The 18,235-nt window shown below is 31.9% G+C and carries 13 protein-coding genes; 12 read left to right on the forward strand and 1 reads right to left on the reverse strand.

Annotated elements, in window-relative coordinates; genetic code table 11:
• Positions 1-161 precede the first annotated feature (161 nt).
• From HMPREF3241_RS04110 to pyk, 5 genes are all read left to right on the forward strand, one after another.
• Entirely contained in the window at positions 162-1,391 is a 1,230-nt protein-coding gene (locus HMPREF3241_RS04110; protein WP_002446663.1) for an NADP-dependent malic enzyme, read from the forward strand.
• A 97-nt stretch (positions 1,392-1,488) separates the two neighbouring features.
• A complete protein-coding gene (gene accD / locus HMPREF3241_RS04115; protein ID WP_001832673.1) occupies positions 1,489-2,346 on the forward strand; it encodes an acetyl-CoA carboxylase, carboxyltransferase subunit beta in 858 nt (285 codons plus the stop codon).
• The gene (locus HMPREF3241_RS04120) at positions 2,346-3,290 is read left to right on the forward strand and encodes an acetyl-CoA carboxylase carboxyltransferase subunit alpha (RefSeq protein WP_002446662.1); all 945 of its coding nucleotides are present in this window, start codon (positions 2,346-2,348) and stop codon (positions 3,288-3,290) included. Before accD ends, HMPREF3241_RS04120 begins: the two co-directional genes overlap by 1 nt.
• A 176-nt stretch (positions 3,291-3,466) precedes the next feature.
• A complete protein-coding gene (pfkA, locus tag HMPREF3241_RS04125; RefSeq protein WP_002446661.1) occupies positions 3,467-4,435 on the forward strand; it encodes a 6-phosphofructokinase in 969 nt (322 codons plus the stop codon).
• A gap of 23 nt (positions 4,436-4,458) precedes the next feature.
• Entirely contained in the window at positions 4,459-6,216 is a 1,758-nt protein-coding gene (pyk, locus tag HMPREF3241_RS04130; RefSeq protein WP_002446660.1) for a pyruvate kinase, read from the forward strand.
• A gap of 449 nt (positions 6,217-6,665) precedes the next feature.
• On the opposite strand, the gene HMPREF3241_RS04135 is transcribed toward pyk, so the two are convergent.
• Positions 6,666-8,024 carry an amino acid permease gene (locus HMPREF3241_RS04135; protein WP_002446659.1) on the reverse strand — a complete coding sequence of 453 codons (1,359 nt, stop codon included), beginning with the start codon at positions 8,022-8,024 and terminating at the stop codon, positions 6,666-6,668.
• Positions 8,025-8,371: 347 nt separating this feature from the next.
• Between HMPREF3241_RS04135 and HMPREF3241_RS04140 the strand changes: the two genes are divergently transcribed.
• From HMPREF3241_RS04140 to coaE, 7 genes are all read left to right on the forward strand, one after another.
• A complete protein-coding gene (locus tag HMPREF3241_RS04140; protein WP_002446658.1) occupies positions 8,372-9,493 on the forward strand; it encodes a citrate synthase in 1,122 nt (373 codons plus the stop codon).
• 42 nt (positions 9,494-9,535) lie between these two features.
• On the forward strand, positions 9,536-10,804 hold the full coding sequence (icd, locus tag HMPREF3241_RS04145; protein ID WP_002495721.1) for an NADP-dependent isocitrate dehydrogenase: 1,269 nt from the start codon (positions 9,536-9,538) through the stop codon (positions 10,802-10,804).
• Between the two features lie 414 nt (positions 10,805-11,218).
• Positions 11,219-11,929, forward strand: coding sequence for a response regulator transcription factor (locus HMPREF3241_RS04150; RefSeq protein WP_001830897.1), 711 nt, complete (start codon positions 11,219-11,221; stop codon positions 11,927-11,929).
• On the forward strand, positions 11,929-13,626 hold the full coding sequence (gene pnpS, locus HMPREF3241_RS04155) for a two-component system histidine kinase PnpS (RefSeq protein ID WP_002446656.1): 1,698 nt from the start codon (positions 11,929-11,931) through the stop codon (positions 13,624-13,626). The genes HMPREF3241_RS04150 and pnpS overlap by 1 nt, the downstream gene beginning before the upstream one ends.
• Before the next feature lie 308 nt (positions 13,627-13,934).
• Positions 13,935-16,565 carry a DNA polymerase I gene (gene polA / locus HMPREF3241_RS04160; protein WP_002446655.1) on the forward strand — a complete coding sequence of 877 codons (2,631 nt, stop codon included), beginning with the start codon at positions 13,935-13,937 and terminating at the stop codon, positions 16,563-16,565.
• A gap of 15 nt (positions 16,566-16,580) precedes the next feature.
• Positions 16,581-17,453 (forward strand): bifunctional DNA-formamidopyrimidine glycosylase/DNA-(apurinic or apyrimidinic site) lyase, encoded by an 873-nt coding sequence (mutM, locus tag HMPREF3241_RS04165; protein ID WP_002446654.1) that lies wholly within the window; start codon positions 16,581-16,583, stop codon positions 17,451-17,453.
• A gap of 15 nt (positions 17,454-17,468) precedes the next feature.
• A complete protein-coding gene (coaE, locus tag HMPREF3241_RS04170; protein WP_070853479.1) occupies positions 17,469-18,080 on the forward strand; it encodes a dephospho-CoA kinase in 612 nt (203 codons plus the stop codon).
• Positions 18,081-18,235: the final 155 nt, after the last annotated feature.

Below are 18,235 nucleotides of genomic sequence, written 5' to 3' on the forward strand. Positions count from 1 at the left end.
CTAAAAATCAATTTACTTTCAATGATTGTACTATTGTTCTACATATTTACTAGTAAATCGTGTATATTTAAAATGATTCAGTTTTCTATTCATGGATTGATTTATGTACTGAATACATATAGTTCAATGACTTCTCACAAAATAAAATAGGGGTTGATTAAATGTCTTTAAGAGATGACGCTTTAGAAATGCATAGAGAGAACCAAGGTAAACTAGAAATTACACCAAATGTTAAAGTGACAAATAAGCAACAATTAAGCCTAGCATACTCACCTGGCGTTGCTGAACCTTGTAAAGAAATCCATGAAGATCCAAGAAAAGTGTATGAGTACACTATTAAGGGAAATACAGTTGCTGTTGTAACGGATGGAACTGCTGTTCTCGGTTTAGGGAATATTGGAGCAGAAGCAAGTATTCCAGTAATGGAAGGAAAGGCAGCACTGTTCAAAAGTTTTGCGGGTATTAATGGTGTGCCGATAGCATTAGATACAACGGATACTCAAGAAATCATAAAAACAGTTAAACTTATTCAACCCAACTATGGTGGAATTAATCTTGAAGATATATCAGCTCCTCGCTGTTTTGAAATTGAAGAAACCTTAAAGAAAGAGACCAATATACCTATTTTCCATGACGATCAACATGGTACAGCTATCGTTACTATGGCTGGGTTAATCAATGCTTTAAAAATTGTAAATAAAGAGTTAACGGATATAAAAGTTGTATTAAATGGTGCAGGTGCAGCAGGTATCGCTATAGTAAAGTTACTTCATGCTTATGGCGTGAATAATATGATTATGTGCGATTCAAAAGGTGCTATTTATTCTGGCAGAAATTTAGGTATGAATGATACAAAAACATATGTAGCAAAGTGGACGAATAAAGATAAAGTTGAAGGTTCACTTGAAGAAGTGATTAAAGATGCAGATGTTTTTATAGGTGTATCTGTAGCGGATATATTGACGCAAAATATGGTGAAGACAATGGCTGATGACCCAATTATTTTTGCTATGGCTAATCCTAATCCTGAAATTAATCCCAATGAAGCCAAACAGGCAGGTGCAAAGGTTGTGGGTACTGGTCGATCTGATTTTCCGAACCAAATTAATAATGTATTAGCTTTTCCAGGTATTTTTAGAGGCGCTTTGGACGTTGAAGCTACTCATATTAACGAACATATGAAAAAGGCAGCTGTAGAAGCTATCGTTCATTTAATCGACGAAAATGAGTTACATCCCGATTATTGTATACCAGGACCATTTGATAAAAGAGTAGCTCCATCAGTAGCCAAAAATGTAGCTAAAGCTGCTATGGAATCCGGTGTAGCAAGAATTAAAATTGATACACAAGAAATATTTGATAAAACTATGAAACTTACTGACTTAAAATAGATTAAACGAATAGCTATATTTTAGTACTATTACGACTTTTACAAAATATGTAAAGTCTTTTTAAATGAAGTAACAGAGGATATTTGGAGGTTTACCAATGTTTAAAGATTTTTTTAATCGAAGTAAGAAAAAGAAATATTTAACAGTTCAAGATTCTAAACAAAATGATGTACCTGCTGGTATAATGACAAAATGTCCTAAATGCAAAAAAATAATGTATACAAAAGAATTGAATGAAAATTTAAATGTATGCTTTAATTGTGATCATCATATAGCTTTAACCGCATATAAAAGAATAGAAGCAATTTCAGACGAAGGGTCATTTATAGAATTTGATAGAGGTATGACATCTGCTAACCCATTAGACTTTCCTGGATATGAAGAAAAAATTGAAAAAGATCAGCAGAAGACTGGACTTAATGAAGCGTTAGTGTCTGGTACTGCGAAATTAGATGGAATACAATATGGTGTTGCAGTTATGGATGCTCGTTTTAGAATGGGAAGCATGGGCTCAGTAGTTGGTGAAAAAATATGTAGAATTATTGATTATTGTACAGAACATCGTTTGCCATTTATTCTGTTTTCTGCGAGTGGTGGAGCTAGAATGCAAGAGGGAATTATTTCTTTAATGCAAATGGGGAAAACTAGTGTTTCTTTAAAAAGACATTCTGATGCAGGACTATTATATATTTCTTACATAACTAATCCCACTACTGGAGGGGTTTCTGCAAGTTTTGCTTCGGTTGGGGATATTAATTTAAGTGAACCTAAAGCACTAATCGGATTTGCTGGTAGACGTGTTATAGAACAAACAATTAATGAAAAGTTGCCTGATGATTTCCAAACTGCTGAATTTTTACTAGAGCATGGTCAACTTGATAAAGTCATTCATCGAAAAGATATGCGTGAGACTTTATCAAATATTTTAAAAATCCATCAAGAGGTGAGTAACTAATGTTAGATTTTGAAAAACCACTTTTTGAAATTAGAAATAAAATTGATTCTTTAAAAGAATCTCAAGAAAAAAACGAAGTTGATCTTCAAGATGAAATAGATATGCTGGAAGCATCATTAAAAAGAGAAACAACAAAAGTTTATACTAATCTGAAACCTTGGGATCGTGTTCAAATCGCTCGTTTACCAGAAAGACCAACCACATTAGATTATATTTCCTATATTTTTGATTCATTTATTGAGTTACATGGCGATAGAACTTATAGGGATGATCCAGCAATGATTGGTGGAATTGGTTATCTAGATGGTAAGCCAGTAACAGTTATAGGCCAACAACGTGGTAAAGACACGAAAGATAATATTTATCGTAATTTTGGTATGGCTCACCCTGAAGGGTATAGAAAAGCTTTGCGTTTAATGAAACAAGCAGAGAAATTTAATCGTCCAGTATTTACTTTTATAGATACTAAAGGTGCTTATCCGGGTAAAGCAGCTGAAGAAAGAGGTCAAAGTGAATCAATTGCAAAAAATTTGATGGAAATGGCTTCATTAACTGTACCAGTTATTGCTATTGTTATTGGTGAAGGTGGAAGTGGCGGTGCTTTAGGTATTGGAATCTCAAATCGTGTTCTGATGCTTGAAAATAGTACTTATTCAGTTATTTCACCTGAAGGTGCAGCTGCACTTTTATGGAAAGATAGTAACTTAGCTCAAATTGCCGCTGAAACTATGAAAATCACTGCACATGATTTACTAGATTTAGGTATCATAGATGAAGTGATTAATGAACCTCTTGGTGGTGCACAAAAAGATGAAGAAGCGCAAGCCTTATCAATTAAGAAAATGTTCCTTAAACATTTAAATGAATTGAAGCAACTCACACCTGAAGAATTAGCAAATGATCGTTTTGAAAAATTTAGACAAATTGGTTCGGTTGTGGAGTAATTTTGTATGGCTATTAGTCTAATTGTTAGGCTTTTAGCTCTTTTTTTATGTTGTAATAAAAATTACATTTTTAAAACGTTTACATCTATGAATTGTCTTTCTTTTAATGGAACGTTAAAAAAATTTATGGTAATTTAGAGTTGAAGATAAATCTAGTTAAGGAAAGGTATGTCGTCATGAAGAAGATTGCAGTTTTAACTAGCGGAGGAGATTCTCCGGGTATGAACGCTGCTGTTCGTGCAGTGACTCGAACAGCAATTTACAATAATATTGAAGTTTATGGTGTTTATCAAGGTTACCAAGGTTTACTTGATGATGATATTCATAAGCTTGAATTGGGTTCAGTAGGGGATACAATACAACGAGGAGGAACGTTTCTCTTTTCCGCAAGGTGCCCTCAATTCAAAGAAGAGGATGTACGTAAGAAAGCTATTGAGAATTTACGTAAGCGTGGTATCGAAGGTTTAGTTGTCATTGGAGGAGATGGCAGCTATAGAGGGGCACAACGAATTAGTGAGGAATGTAAAGAAATTCAAACAATTGGTATTCCAGGTACAATTGATAATGATATTAATGGTACGGATTTTACAATTGGTTTTGATACTGCATTAAACACTATTATTGAATCAGTCGATAAGATTAGAGATACGGCATCAAGTCACGCAAGAACGTTTATTGTTGAAGTTATGGGGCGTGATTGTGGAGATTTAGCATTATGGGCTGGATTATCTGTAGGAGCTGAAACGATTGTTTTACCAGAAGTCAATACAGATATTAAAGATGTAGCTGAAAAGATTGAACAGGGTATCAAAAGAGGAAAAAAACATTCTATCGTTATGGTTGCAGAAGGTTGTATGAGCGGCCAAGAATGTGCAGATGAGTTAACGAAGTATATTAACATTGATACACGAGTTTCAGTGTTAGGTCACATTCAACGTGGCGGTAGCCCATCTGGTGCTGATCGAGTATTAGCTTCTCGACTTGGCGGATATGCTATTGAACTTTTAAAACAAGGCGAGACAGCTAAAGGTGTTGGCATTAGGAATAATCAATTAACTTCTACACCGTTTGATGAAATTTTTGCTGAAAATGATCGCAAATTTAATAGTCAAATGTATGAATTAGCAAAAGAATTATCAATTTAAATTTATTTGGGAGGATTATAAAAATGAGAAAGACTAAAATTGTATGTACAATAGGACCAGCTTCAGAATCAGAGGAAATGCTCGAAAAATTAATGAATGCAGGAATGAACGTTGCGCGTTTAAATTTCTCACATGGTAGTCATGAAGAACATAAAGCAAGAATTGATACAATTCGTAAAGTTGCTAAACGTTTAAATAAAACAATTGGCTTGTTATTGGATACTAAAGGGCCAGAAATTCGTACGCACAATATGAAAGATGGGCTTATTGTTTTAGAAAAAGGCAAAGAAGTCATTGTAAGTATGGATGAAGTTGAAGGAACACCTGAAAAATTCTCTGTAACATATGAAAATCTAATCAATGATGTCAATATTGGTTCATATATACTATTAGATGATGGTCTAGTTGAACTTCAAGTCAAAGAAATTAATAAAGATAAAGGCGAAGTTAAATGTGATATCTTAAATACTGGTGAATTAAAAAATAAAAAAGGTGTTAACTTACCTGGTGTTAAAGTTAATTTACCTGGTATCACTGATAAAGATGCCGATGATATCAGATTTGGTATAAAGGAAAATGTAGACTTTATAGCTGCAAGTTTTGTAAGACGTCCAAGTGATGTTTTAGATATCCGTCAAATTCTTGAAGAAGAAAAAGCAGAAATAACAATTTTCCCTAAAATTGAAAACCAAGAAGGTATCGATAATATTGAAGAAATTCTTGAAGTATCTGATGGATTAATGGTAGCACGTGGTGATATGGGGGTTGAAATTCCGCCAGAAAGCGTACCAATGGTTCAAAAAGATTTAATTAGAAAATGTAATAAATTAGGAAAACCTGTAATTACTGCGACTCAAATGCTTGATTCTATGCAACGTAATCCACGTGCGACACGTGCAGAAGCAAGTGACGTAGCTAATGCAATATACGATGGTACTGACGCGGTAATGTTATCAGGAGAAACTGCAGCAGGTCAATATCCAGAAGAAGCTGTTAAAACTATGCGCAATATTGCAGTTTCTGCTGAAGCAGCGCAAGACTATAAAAAATTATTAAGTGATCGTACTAAATTAGTTGAAACATCATTAGTCAATGCAATTGGTGTTTCTGTTGCACATACTGCCTTAAACTTAAATGTAAAAGCTATAGTAGCAGCAACTGAAAGTGGTTCAACAGCACGTACAATTTCTAAATATCGTCCACATTCAGATATCATTGCTGTAACACCTAGTGAAAAAACTGCTAGACAATGTGCAATTGTATGGGGAGTAAATCCTGTAGTTAAAGAAGGACGTAAAACAACTGATGCTTTACTAAATAATGCTGTAGCAACAGCAGTCGAAACTGGTAGAGTTTCAAACGGAGATTTAATTATTATTACTGCTGGTGTACCTACTGGAGAAAAAGGAACTACAAATATGATGAAAATCCACTTAGTAGGTGATGAGATTGCTAAAGGCCAAGGTGTTGGTAGAGGATCTGTTGTAGGCCACGCAATTGTTGCAGATAGTGCAAGTGACTTAGAAGGTAAAGATTTATCTGATAAAGTTATCATTACAAATTCTGTTGATGAAACATTAGTACCATATGTTGAAAAAGCTATAGGTCTAATTACAGAAGAAAATGGTATTACTTCACCAAGCGCAATTATAGGTTTAGAAAAAGGTATACCTACTGTTGTTGGTGTAGAACAAGCAACTAAAGAAATTAAAAATGATATGTTAGTGACTTTAGATGCGTCACAAGGTAAAGTGTTTGAAGGTTATGCTAACGTTCTTTAATTTAACAAATGATAAATTAAAAAAGAAGATTTGATAATCACAAAGCTTTAAAGCTATTCATAAGAGAGCCTGGAACATTGATTTATGTTCCAGGCTCTTATTATTAGGGTAGTTAATTATTGAAATTAAAAATGATTAAATCAACCTTTTTCAATACTAGTTATCGATTTTAAGGTAAAAAATCAAATGTCATCTGTATCCTAATTTATTCTTTTTATAACTTACAAAACAAATTATAAAAAATTAAATATATAGGGATTTTTCTATGTTTGACTAATAAAAGTAATAGAAGAATGATTCATTGAAAAATAAAAATTGAAGAAATTAACAAGATAAGATCAGAGGCTTCTAGATGACATCAATTAGTAAAAAGTAAGAAAAGTATATCACTAAAACAAATTAAAAAATCGACACTAGTAATCAGAAATTACTAAGTGTCGATGTAAATTTTATCGTGCTTCTTTATTAGCTTTTTTGTATCTTAAGTACATTAAACCTAATAAAATAAACCAAATAGGCGTGCAGTAAATCGCTCTTCTTGTATCAACATTAATAAATAACAAGGCAAATACAAAAACAAAGAAAATAAGAATAAGGTATCCCATGTATTGACCGCCTGGTAGTTTATATGTTGCTTTCTTATGAAGTTCTGGATTTTTACGACTATAGTTAATATAAGCAATAATAATTAATGCCCAAACCACAACAAATAATACTGTAGAAATCGTAGTTACATAAGTAAATACAAGTGTTGCATCAGGGAATATGTAATTCAGTAGCGCTGCAATTAACAATAAAGCTGATGATGCAATGATCGCTTTATGTGGCACACCATGTTTATTAGTACTAGCAAATGTTGGTGGTGCTTGATTTTGGTTTGAAAGTCCATAAAGCATTCTGCTGTTTGAGAAAATACCACTGTTACATGAAGAGGCAGCAGCTGTTAAAACAACGAAATTAATTATTCCTGCTGCAAATGGTATACCAATTAATGCAAACAATCTAACGAATGGACTATTATCTGGATCTACTTTATCCCATGGAATAATAGACATGATGACTGCTAATGCACCTACATAAAAGATTAAAATTCTAATAGGTACACTATTGATAGCTTTAGGTATAGTTTTTTCTGGATCTTTTGTCTCGCCTGCAGTAACACCAATCATTTCAATACCAACAAATGAGAACAATGCCATTTGGAATGACATAAAGAATCCAGAAGCTCCTTTTGGAAAAATTCCATGTTGATACAAATGAGTTAAACTTGTGTTACCAAATGGTGTCTTGAATGCGAATAAAATCATGATTACACCTATAACGATTAATGCAATGATTGTAACTATTTTGATGATTGCGAACCAGAATTCAAGCTCACCAAACAACTTTGCACTTAATAAATTGAAAGACATTAGAATAAGTACACAAAATAAAGCACTAATCCAATTAGGTATATCTGGGAACCAAAAACTTATATATTTGGCAACTGCAGTCACTTCAGCCATACCAGTAATAATCCAGCATAGCCAGTAAGTCCAACCAGTTACAAATCCTGCGAACGGTCCTATATATGTGTTGGTCACGTCAGCAAAAGATTTGAAGTTCGTATTTTGAATAATAATTTCTCCCAATCCACGCATGAACATAAATAACATGAACCCTATAATAATATAAGTAAGTAATATTGAGGGACCAGTCATTGCGATAGTTTGTCCGGCACCTAGGAACAGACCAGTTCCTATAGCACCTCCGATGGCAATTAATTGAACATGTCTATTGCTCAATTCTCTTTGTAAATTCTCAGCCATAAGACAACTCCCTTACTATAAGATATATATATTATGCACTTATAATGCAATTTATACAATTCTTTTCGAAAAAAAGTGTGAAAATTCACCATAATTATTATTAATATTTTTTAATCATTCTTGATAACTAAACGAAAAGACATAATCAATTGTGATTTTTTGGAGGAGATAAGTATGGGGAAACCTGTGTTGTTAGGGGTTTTAGAAGGCAAATATTATAAGTGGTGACTAGTGATTTTTCTTGTACTGATATGAGAATGTTTTTAATGTTTCACAAATTGTTTGAATTTAGCTATAATATTTATTGAAAGCCATTTCATAAAGAAACAGTAAAGGGGAAATTTATCATGGCAGAATTAAAAAGAGGTTTAGAAGGGGTTATTGCAGCTGAAACTAAAATTAGCTCAATAATTGACAGTCAGTTAACATATGCGGGCTATGATATTGACGATCTCGCAGAAAACGCGCAATTTGAAGAAATAATTTTTTTACTATGGAATTATAGACTTCCTAATGAAAAAGAGCTAAGTGAATTAAAAGAAAAATTATTTGATTATATGACTCTTAACACTAGAGTATACAAGCATTTTGAGGAGTATGTGACAGATCATGTCCATCCAATGACTGCTCTACGTACATCAGTATCTTATGTAGCTCATTTTGATCCAGAAGCGGAAAATGAATCTGATGAGAATAAATATGATAGAGCTATTCGTATTCAAGCTAAAATCGCTTCTTTAGTAACGGCTTTCGCTAGAGTTAGAGACGGTAAAGAACCTGTTAAACCTAATTCTGAACTTAGTTATGCAGCAAATTTCTTATATATGTTAAGGGGAGAACTACCAACAGAAGTTGAAGTTGAAGCATTTAATAAGGCATTAATTTTACATGCTGATCATGAACTTAACGCATCTGCATTTACAGCACGTTGCGCAGTATCTTCGTTATCAGATATGTATTCAGGTGTTGTTGCAGCTATTGGTTCATTAAAAGGACCATTACATGGTGGCGCAAATGAACGAGTGATGTCAATGCTTAAAGAAATAGGTAGCATTGATAATGTTGATCACTATTTAGATGAAAGATTTGCAAATAAAGATAAAATTATGGGCTTTGGTCATCGTGTTTATAAAGATGGTGATCCAAGAGCTAAATATTTAAGAGAAATGAGCCGTAAAATCACTGAAGAAACAGGGCAAAGTGAACTGTTTGAAATGTCATTAGCCATTGAGAAGAGAATGAAAGAAGAAAAAGGACTTATTCCTAATGTCGATTTCTTTAGTGCTACAGTCTATCATAGTATGAATATTCCACATGATTTATTCACACCAATATTTGCAGTAAGTCGTGCTTCTGGTTGGATTGCTCATATTTTAGAGCAATATCGAGACAATAGAATTATGCGACCAAGAGCTAAATATATAGGTGAACAAAATCGTAAATATGTGCCTATTGAAGAAAGATCATAAAATAAATTAGTATTATAACTTAAAAATATGGAGGTTAATTGTATGTCTGCAGAAAAAATAACACAGGGTAAAGATGGTTTAAATGTACCTAACGAACCTATTATTCCGTTTATTATTGGTGATGGTATTGGACCTGATATTTGGAAAGCAGCTAGCCGAGTAATCGATGCAGCTGTTGAAAAAGCGTATAATGGAGAAAAACGTATAGAATGGAAAGAAGTTTTAGCAGGTCAAAAAGCTTACGATGAAACTGGAGAATGGTTGCCACAAGAAACGTTAGAAACAATTAAAGAATATTTAATTGCTGTTAAAGGTCCTTTAACAACTCCAATTGGTGGTGGAATTCGTTCGTTAAACGTAGCACTGAGACAAGAGTTAGATTTATTTACTTGTTTACGTCCGGTACGTTGGTTCAAAGGCGTTCCTTCACCGGTTAAACGACCTGAAGATGTTGATATGGTTATTTTCCGTGAAAATACCGAAGATATATACGCAGGGATAGAATTTAAACAAGGTACATCAGAAGTAAAAAAAGTTATCGATTTCTTACAAAATGAAATGGGAGCAACAAATATTCGTTTCCCTGAAACTTCTGGTATTGGTATAAAACCAGTATCCAAAGAAGGTACAGAACGTCTAGTAAGAGCGGCTATTCAATATGCAATTGATAATGATCGTAAATCAGTAACTTTAGTTCATAAAGGTAATATTATGAAATTTACTGAAGGTTCATTTAAGCAGTGGGGCTATGATTTAGCTCATAATGAATTTGGTGATAAAGTGTTTACATGGCAACAATATGATGAAATTGTTGAACAAAAGGGTAAAGATGCTGCGAATGAAGCACAAAGTAAAGCTGAACAAGAAGGTAAAATTATTATTAAAGACTCTATCGCTGATATCTTCTTACAACAAATATTAACACGTCCAGCTGAACATGATGTTGTGGCAACTATGAATTTAAATGGTGACTATATCTCTGATGCTCTCGCAGCTCAAGTTGGAGGCATTGGTATTGCGCCTGGTGCTAACATTAACTATGAAACTGGACATGCTATTTTTGAAGCAACACATGGTACTGCACCTAAATATGCTGGTTTAAATAAGGTTAATCCGTCATCAGAAATTTTAAGTTCAGTTTTAATGCTGGAACATTTAGGTTGGCAAAAAGCCGCAGATAAAATCACTGACTCTATTGAAGCAACAATTGCTTCAAAAATCGTAACATATGATTTTGCACGTCTTATGGATGGTGCAAAAAAAGTTTCAACATCTGATTTTGCTGATGAACTAATTAAGAATATTAGATAACTTTTTTATAAAAATTTCAAAGAACCTGAGACATAAAATATTAGTGTCTCAGGTTTTTTTGTATGATCAATGAATTTAAAATAATCCTAACATTTTTTTACTTCATTGCGACCCAGTAGATAGAATATCATCAATAAATTGTACAAACACAGCAAGTTGGAATTGGGATAGAAATGTTTATTTAATACAAATTTAACCCACTTCTTATCTTGAACAATCACTCTGTTTAAATTTCATATTTCTTTTAATAAAGTTTCCTTCAAGAAAATATAAGTCGACGTTACTATCATGTATAATTTTTACGGGTAAAATTATAACTTTTATTAAGATTATGTAAATTTGATGTATAGCTATATTATTTCCATTTAAATATCAGTTATAATATAAATGTATAAAAAGATTAGGAGGCACACTATGTCACAAAAAATATTAGTGGTTGATGATGAGCAATCCATCGTGACCTTACTAAAATATAATTTAGAAACAGCAGGGTATATAGTCGAAGTCGCTTATGATGGTGAAGAGGCATTGAAAAAAGTTGAAACCGAACAACCGGAACTAATTGTATTAGACGTTATGTTGCCAAAAAAAGATGGTATAGAAGTATGTAAAACAATCAGGTCTGATAAAAATTTAGTACCGATTTTAATGTTGACAGCAAAGGACGATGAATTTGATCGAGTTTTAGGACTAGAACTAGGTGCTGATGATTATATGACAAAACCATTTTCACCTAGAGAGGTAGTTGCCAGAGTTAAAGCAATATTAAGACGTTCTCAATTTGTTAATGAAATTGAAAAAGAAGATGTTGATGATGAAGATATTATCATTGGTTCAATTAGAATACGACCTGAATTCTTTGAAGTCTATAAAGAAGATGAATTATTAGAATTGACGCCAAAAGAATTTGAATTGTTATTATATTTAATTGAAAGACAAGGAAGAGTTATTACCCGAGAACATATGTTGAATTCAGTGTGGAATTATGAATTCGCTGGAGATTCTCGAATTGTTGATGTACATATAAGCCACTTAAGAGATAAATTGGAAGAAAATCCTAAGCAACCTAAATTGATAAAGACTGTACGAGGTTTAGGTTATAAACTGGAGAGACCTAAAGCTTAATGTTGAAGTTTCATCTGCGTTTATTACTATTAATTAGTACTATTACAATCATTAGTTTTATTGGTTTAGGCGCTATCATTCACAACACAATTTATCAAACATTAACTAGTAATCAAATTAAAAGCTTAGATAGTGAAGCTCGTAATTATATTAATCTCTTTAATAATAATAAAGAGAAAGAAATCACTAATATAGCTCATAATGAAAAAAATATCATATTAATAAAAGAGAACGATAAAGATAAAATTATTTACTCAAGTGGAAATATTAAAAATATTGACCATAGAATTGATAATGAAGCTAATCCTTCGAAATTAATCAATAAAAATACAAAACTCGGTATGCGTTACACCTATAAGAATACAATAGATAATAAAACAATATACATAAGTGGAATTAATAATGAAATTATTGATTTACAAAAGGATTTATGGAAATATTTGTCTATTGTTGGAGTCATTGTATTATTTACGGTTTATTTAGCAAGTAGAAGTATCAATCGAACATATATTAGACCTATCAATGAAGTAACTTATGCTACATCACTTCTTGCAGATGGATATTACCATGTTCGTGTTCCAGAAAGTAATGTGAAGGAAACTAGAGCATTATTTGTGACTACAAATGACTTAGCGCGACGATTGCAAAAATTAAACAATAGTCAAAAAATTCAATCCAATAGATTAAAAACTACCTTAGAAAATATACCGAGTTCAGTACTGATGATTGATAAACATGGAGAAATTGTAGTTGCTAATCATGCTTATTATCAGGTGTTTAACCCTGATCAAATGGTAGAAAATAAAAGTTACATTGGTTTCATAGATGATAGTATCGAAAAATTGATTATTGAAAGTTTTAGAACTGAAAAAGTTATCTATGAACAATTAGAAGTTGATATTAATAACGTACATACTAAATATTTCGATGTATCTTGCATCCCCATTTTAACTAAATCTAAAAAAAATTTACAAGGTATGGTGGTTGTGCTTCATGACATTACTAATTTGCAGAAATTAGAAAACCTTAGAAGGGAATTTGTTGCTAATGTGTCACATGAACTCAAAACACCGATTACTTCAATCAAAGGTTTTGCAGAAACTCTGATTGAAGGTGCTAAAAATGATGAACAATCGCTTGATATGTTTTTAAATATTATTTTAAAAGAATCTAATAGAATAGAGTCATTGGTTACAGACTTATTAGATTTATCACATATTGAACAGCAAAAAGAACTTGAAATAAATTACATGAATTTGTCTGAATTAGCTATTAATATAATAGATAATTTGCAAACACAAGCACAAAATAAGAGAATCAAAATACAATCTGAAATCGAAAAAGATGTCATCATTGAGGCACATGAAAATAAAATAGCGCAAGTTATTACTAATTTACTATCAAATGCTATAAATTATTCCTCAGAAGATAATAAGGTAATAGTAAGAGTATATAGAAATGACAATAAAGTTTATTTAGAGATTCAAGATTATGGTATTGGTATAAGTGAAACAGATCAAAAGCGTATATTTGAACGTTTCTATCGTGTAGATAAAGCTAGAAGTAGAGATTCAGGCGGTACAGGACTTGGTCTTTCTATAACAAAACATATTGTTGAAGCACACAATGGTAGAATAGACGTTAAAAGTGAACCTGGCAAAGGTTCGATATTCAAAGTTCTATTTAATGATAATTAAATTTGAGGGCACTACATTGTTGGTACAGACAAAGTGGTGTCCTTTGTTGTAGTGATTATTTAGAAATATAATGTTAAGACTCATGCTATTAATTAAAATCAAAATACATATTGTCATTGACAGACATAAGATGAGTGCAAACTCATAGATGGGAAATTTTTAAGAAGCATTTAACTTAATATTTTTTTAGCATTTATAAGTTAACTATTAGTAATAGTTAATGCGTAGTGAGTACTAAACTCGCTTACTCGTTATGTATTTGTATATATGCTAAAATATATGTAAATCTGTTCTGGAGGTTACGTATTTTGAATAAATTAGTATTAATAGATGGTAATAGTTTAAGCTTTAGAGCGTTTTATGCTCTTCCTTTACTTTCAAACCATGCAGGTATTCATACAAATGCAGTTTACGGCTTTGCTATGCTTTTAGAAAAAATAATTAAAGAAGAAAAAACGAATCATTTTTTAGTTGCATTTGATGCAGGTAAAACGACTTTCAGACATTCTAAGTACAGTGAATATAAAGGTGGTCGTCAAAAAACTCCACCTGAACTAAGTGAACAATTTCCATATATTCGTCAACTATTAGATGCGTATCATATTAAAAGATATGAACTTGATAATTATGAAGCTGATGACATTATAGGAACATTAAGTAGACAAGCTGATGAAGCTGATTTTGAAACCATTATCATTACAGGTGATAGAGACTTAACTCAATTAGCCACTGATAATGTTACAATATATTATACAAAAAAAGGTGTTACCGACGTTGATCATTATACACCTGAATTTATAGCAGAGAAATATCAGGGGTTAGTGCCGAAACAAATTATCGATATGAAAGGTCTAATGGGGGATACCTCTGACAATATTCCTGGAGTCGCTGGTGTCGGCGAAAAGACGGCAATTAAATTACTTAATCAATTTGAGTCAGTAGAAGGGGTCTATGAACATATTGAGGAGGTTACTGCAAAAAAATTAAAAGAAAAACTCATTAATAGTAAAGCTGATGCCTTAATGAGTAAAGATTTAGCAACAATCAATGTTCACAGTCCGATTGAAGTATCATTAGAAGATACAAAATTAACTCTTCAAGACGACACTGCAGAAAAAATTGAACTATTTAAAAAGCTAGAATTTAAACAGCTACTAGCAGATATAGACACACCTTCTAATAATGAAGAAGTTATAGATAAAACTTTTGAAATTGAGCAAGACTTTCAAAATGTAGATTTGAATGATTTAAATGAAGCGGTAATACATTTTGAACTTGAAGGTACTAATTATCTTAAAGACGCTATTCTCAAATTTGGTTTTTATACAAATCATCAACATGTAGTAATAAATGCTGATGATGTAAAGAATTATAAAAATTTAGTTCGATGGCTTGAAGATAAAAATACAACCAAAATTGTCTATGATGCAAAAAAGACTTATGTATCTGCTCATCGATTGGGGATTAATATAGAAAATATTGAATTTGATGTTATGTTAGCAAGCTATATTATTGACCCATCACGTTCTATTGATGACGTTAAATCTGTTGTAGGTTTATATGGACAAAATTATGTAAAAGATAATATTACAGTTTTTGGGAAAGGTAAGAAACATCATATACCTGAAGAATCAATTTTAAACGAACACATTGCTTCCGTGACAGAAGCTATATCAGCTGTAACTCCAATCATGAAATCACAGTTAGAAGATTATAATCAAATTGAACTGTTGAAAGATTTAGAATTACCATTAGCAAGAATTTTAAGTGAAATGGAAGAAATTGGTATATATACCGATATCAATGATTTGAAAGAAATGGAATTCGAAATTCAAAAAAAATTAGATGTATTAATTTCCAATATTCATGAGTCTGCTGGTGAAGCATTTAATATAAATTCTCCTAAGCAATTAGGTGTTGTTTTATTTGAAACATTACAATTGCCTGTCATTAAGAAGACCAAAACGGGCTATTCAACAGCTGTAGATGTATTAGAAAAACTACAAGGTGAGCATCCTATAATAGATGATATTTTAGAATATAGACAACTTTCTAAGTTGCAATCTACGTATGTAGAGGGATTACAAAAAGTAATAAGCAAAGATCATAGAATTCACACACGTTTTAATCAAACGCTTGCTCAAACTGGTAGATTATCTAGTGTAGATCCTAATTTACAAAATATACCTATACGATTAGAAGAAGGAAGAAAGATTAGAAAGGCTTTTAAACCAACTTCTAAGGATAGTGTGATTTTATCTGCTGATTATTCACAAATTGAGTTACGTGTACTTGCGCATATCACGCAAGATGAAAGTTTAAAACATGCATTTATAAACGGACATGATATTCACACTGCAACAGCAATGAAAGTATTTAATGTTGAATCTGATCAGGTTGATAGTTTAATGAGACGTCAAGCAAAAGCTGTTAACTTTGGTATTGTTTACGGCATCAGCGATTATGGATTGAGTCAGAGCTTGGGTATCACTAGAAAAAAAGCTAAAGCATTTATTGATGATTATTTAGCTAGTTTTCCAGGTGTAAAACAATATATGTCTGACATTGTTAAAGATGCAAAAGCACAAGGTTATGTAGAAACACTACTTCATCGTCGTCGATACATTCCTGATATAACAAGTAGAAACTTTAATTTAAGAAGTTTTGCAGAAAGAACAGCAATGAATACGCCCATTCAAGGTAGTGCGGCTGACATAATAAAATTAGCAATGGTTAAATTCAGTGAAAAGATTAAAGAAACTAAATATCATGCTAAGTTATTATTACAAGTTCATGATGAACTCATATTTGAAATACCAAAATCAGAAGTAGAAGATTTTAGTAAATTTGTAGAAGAAATTATGGAACAAGCATTAGTGCTTGATGTACCTTTAAAAGTAGATTCTAATTATGGTGCAACATGGTACGATGCTAAATAAAGAAAGGATAATATCATGCCTGAACTACCTGAAGTTGAACATGTTAAAAGAGGTATTGAGCCATTAATAAAAAGTGCAAAAATAGAGAAAGTAACTTTTGCTAAAAATGTAATTAACGGTAAGAATAATCACCGTGAGACGATTATAAAAGGTATGGAATTAGATACTTTTAAAAAACTTACTGAAGGTTATGTTATAAAAAAAGTTGAGAGAAGAAGTAAGTACATTATATTTTATATAGCCTATCATGACGAAGACAGAATCTTAGTTAGTCATTTAGGTATGGCAGGCGGTTTTTTCGTTGTTAATAACCTTGATGAGATAAGTACACCGAATTATCGAAAGCATTGGCAAGTCATTTTCGATTTGGATAATGATCAAAAATTAGTCTATTCTGATATCAGACGGTTTGGAGAAATCAGAAATATAGTCAATTTTGATAGTTATCCCTCTTTATTAGAAATCGCTCCAGAACCATTTGAAGAGGTGGCATTTGAACACTATTTAGAATGTTTGACTTTGAAAAAATATAAGAACAAACCAATAAAACAAACGATTCTTGATCATCGTGTTATAGCAGGAGCTGGAAATATCTATGCCTGTGAAGCTTTATTCAGAGCTGGTATTACTCCGGATAAAATTACAAATTCACTCACTAAACAAGAAAGAAAATCTCTCTTTTATTATGTTCGAGAAGTTTTAGAAGAGGGTATAAAATATGGAGGTACTAGTATTTCAGATTATAGGCACGCAGATGGTAAAACAGGACAAATGCAATTACATTTAAATGTATATAAACAAAAAAAGTGCAAGGTTTGTGGTCATTCGATTGAAACAAAAGTGATAGCTGGAAGAAATAGTCATTTTTGTCCAAACTGTCAGAGATAAAGGAAGAGTGAAATAATGTCTAAAGTGATTGGGATAACAGGTGGTATTGCCACTGGAAAATCAACTGTTTCAGAATTATTAACAGCATATGGGTTTAAAATCGTAGATGCTGATATTGCTTCACGCGAAGCAGTTAAAAAAGGATCTAAGGGACTTGAACAAGTTAAAGAGATTTTTGGGGAAGAAGCAATTGACGAAAATGGTGAGATGAATCGTCAATATGTAGGAGAGATTGTTTTTAATCATCCTGACTTACGCGAGGCTCTTAATGAAATAGTTCATCCTATTGTAAGAGAGATAATGGAACAAGAGAAAAACAATTATCTAGAACATGGATATCATGTAATTATGGATATCCCATTGTTGTACGAAAATGAATTACAAGATACTGTAGATGAAGTTTGGGTGGTTTACACTTCTGAAAGTATTCAAATCGATCGTTTAATTGAAAGGAATAATTTATCATTAGAAGATGCAAAAGCACGTGTATATAGTCAAATATCTATAGATAAAAAAAGTAGGATGGCAGATCATGTGATAGATAATCTAGGTGATAAATTAGAACTTAAACAAAATTTACAAAAATTACTTGAAGAAGAAGGGTATATTCAATCTGAGAGTGAATAGTAAATATAATGAAAATCGTATAGAATGCTTTTATATTGTTATCACTAAGTGTATGTATTATAAATAAATAATTACATATTAAACACTAACAATTAGAGCCACAAATTAGGCTGGGACATAATCCCTAGCAAAATAGCCAGTAAATGAGTTTTTAT

Origin of the sequence: Staphylococcus sp. HMSC34G04 (assembly GCF_001838765.1) — a bacterium.
In the GTDB taxonomy this organism is placed as follows: Bacteria; Bacillota; Bacilli; order Staphylococcales; family Staphylococcaceae; genus Staphylococcus; species Staphylococcus epidermidis.